Source organism: Marinobacter sp., from assembly GCF_035268745.1.
GTDB lineage: Bacteria > Pseudomonadota > Gammaproteobacteria > Pseudomonadales > Oleiphilaceae > Marinobacter.
On the sequence record NZ_DATFKH010000168.1, the window covers coordinates 1 to 2,684 of the forward strand.

3 protein-coding genes are annotated in these 2,684 nt (G+C 52.9%); all 3 read left to right on the forward strand.

Annotated elements, in window-relative coordinates; genetic code table 11:
• The coding region (locus tag VJ956_RS12345) for a pyridoxal-phosphate dependent enzyme (protein ID WP_324085346.1) at positions 1–491 on the forward strand (491 nt) is incomplete at its 5' end.
• A gap of 291 nt (positions 492–782) precedes the next feature.
• On the forward strand, positions 783–2,207 hold the full coding sequence (locus VJ956_RS12350) for an IS4 family transposase (protein ID WP_324085347.1): 1,425 nt from the start codon (positions 783–785) through the stop codon (positions 2,205–2,207).
• A 212-nt stretch (positions 2,208–2,419) separates the two neighbouring features.
• Positions 2,420–2,684 (forward strand): hypothetical protein (locus VJ956_RS12355; protein ID WP_324085348.1); only part of this gene is annotated, 265 nt, incomplete at its 3' end.

Sequence of the window (2,684 nt, forward strand, 5' to 3'; positions counted from 1 at the left end):
AGGGGACGATTGCTTTAGAAATCTTGGAAGAGTTGCCGACCTTGTCCCGAATCTATATCAGTATCGGTGGTGGTGGCTTGATCGCCGGAATGGCCGCAGCCCTGAAAGCCGCCAACCCCGATATTCATGTCATCGGAGTAGAGACCAGCGGCGCCGATGCGATGGCCCGCAGTATCGCAGCGCAGCAATTGATCGAACTGCCCGAAATCACCTCGATCGCCAGAACACTGGGAGCCCCCAAGGTCAGCGAGATGACTTATGAGCATGTCCGGCAATACGTCGATGAATTGGTGGTGGTGGAGGATGACGAGACCATCGAGGCGATGAAATTTATCTTGGAACGAACCAAAATCCTGGTCGAGCCCGCAGCGGCATGTTGCCTGGCCGCAGCCAGACGCCAAAAACAAGCAATCGGCAGTGATGAAACGGTAGCCATCTTAATGTGTGGAGGAAACGTCTCGGTAGCCGATTTAGCATCGAACGGTCCATAAGCGTCGGATTTGAAATCGGGCGGCGGCTGTTAAGTAGACGGACTGTATACATCCGATCACTGAGCCGCCTGGGCGGTAGCCACGGTTCCTGAATTCAACCCTGGCTATCGCCCAAACGGCTAAGGATCGTGCGACAAAAAAGTGTCGGGTACGAATGGTACGGGCATAGGCGACGAGCCACTACCGGCAGTGGCTGATGTCTCTTGCTATCCCTGCCGGTAGTGCCAGCAAATAGTGGCAGCATTTAATGTGCCAGATATAAGTTGAAACGCACGACGAGACTCCGCTTAAATGGTGTTGTTAACTCAGCCCTTTAATGGAGACCTCGCCGTGCAAGATCAATGTAACGACTCCGCTGCCGAAGTTCAAAGCAAACTCCGCTGTGCCTCGTCTTTGGTGCTGGACCTACTGCTGCCGCAGGCTGAAGTCCGCCGCATCTGTGATGAGCTTGGATACTCATTTCGAGATCGTGTCTTCAATCCGATGGTTGTGGTGTGGATGTTTATCTCTCAAGTTCTTTCAGCCGATCACAGTTGCCAGCAGGCCGTCACTCGCTTCAACGCATGGCGTGTCGCTAGAGGGCTTGCTCGAGTCAGTAGTGAAACCACTTCCTATTGCAAGGCACGCGGCAAACTTCCCGAACAACTCTTTGAACGACTGCTGGCGTGGACTTCAAAACGATGTGACGAAGCGACGAACGGAGCGTGGATTTTCAAGGGGCGGCTTGTGGAGATGGTTGACGGCTGGACCGTCACGATGGCGGACACGAAAGAGAACCAGCAACAGTATCCGCAGATGAAGAGCCAGAAGCCGGGATGCGGTTTCCCGATCGCAAGGATGATTGGGTTGTTCTCTTTAGCTACGGGCTCCATTCAATTCAATGCGTTGGCACCCTATCAAGGAAAGCAAACCGGTGAGACATCCCTGCTGCGAACGATTATCGACCGCATTTTACCGGGCCGGATCCTGCTGGCCGATCGCTACTACGCGACCTTCTGGTTGTTGGCATTAGGAGAAACTCGCGGTATTGATTTAGTCGCTCGCGCCCATCATCTAAGGAAGATTGATTTTCGCAAAGGGCTTAAGCTTGGCTACTTGGATCAACTGGTTACCTATCGAAAACCTCCTCGCCCCGAATGGATGAAACAAGAAGAATACGACAGCATTTCGACCATGATCTTCGTTCGACATTTGAAGTACAAAGTCCGGCAGAAGGGCTTCCGAACTCGAGAGATCACGTTGGCGACGACGTTGCTGGATGCTGAAATCTACACTGCTGAAGAACTTGCTGAACTGTACCGCAGGAGGTGGCAAGTGGAGTTGCACATCCGCAGCTTGAAAACACAAATGCAGATGGAGCACCTCCGCTGCAAAAGCCCTCAAATGGTTCGCAAAGAAATCCACTGCCACATGATTGGGTTCAACCTTGTTCGCGCGGCGATGCTCGCATCCGCATTGAAGTTCCAGTTGTGTCCAACACGATTGAGCTTTACCGGTGCGATGCAGGCGCTGGAAGAATTCGCGGCTTGCTTGCGTCTGCGTTCTACGAACCGCGGACAGCAGTGGGACAACTTGCTTGAGACGATCTCTGAGTTAGCGGTGGGCGACCGGCCAGGGCGTCAAGAAAAACGCGAACTCAAACGCAGACAAAAGAACTACAAGCTCATGACTACGCCCCGAAACCCGAATCGAAACCGTTATGCTACAGCAGCTTAGGAACTATGCCCGTGCCATTCGTGTCGGGTACCTTTTGTGCGAAGCACCCGAAGGGCGAGTGCCTCGCAAAAGGTACCCGACACTTTTTTGTCGCACGATCCTAAGCTCCTGTTTGTGTTGTTGTTGATGATAATGCCTGGCCGTGGTGAACGGTTGAGCACAATCTTATTACTGTCTCCTATTTTTTGGCGCCGCCAACAGGTGGAAAGAGCATGATCCACTTAACCGTTTTCTGCTCCGGAATGTCGGTTGCGACCTACGAACTTCCCAGCGTTGAAGTTGGGCGTCAACAAGACGGCGAGCCTCCACCGTTTGAACTGCATACCGTCGACGGCACCCATCGAGTGGTCGTGGCCGCGAACGCGAATCGCTACTTTCCGCGGCGTCTGCTGAATCTGTCATTACAGGAAAATAATTTGGTTGTGCGGAATCTTCACAACCACATTGACTTCAAAATTGACGGGGTCGGTACAGTCG

What these genes read in the sequence shown, in the direction of transcription:
- VJ956_RS12350 (WP_324085347.1), top strand. Translation starts at nt 783, where the DNA reads ATGGTGTTGTTAACTCAGCCCTTTAATGGAGACCTCGCCGTGCAAGAT.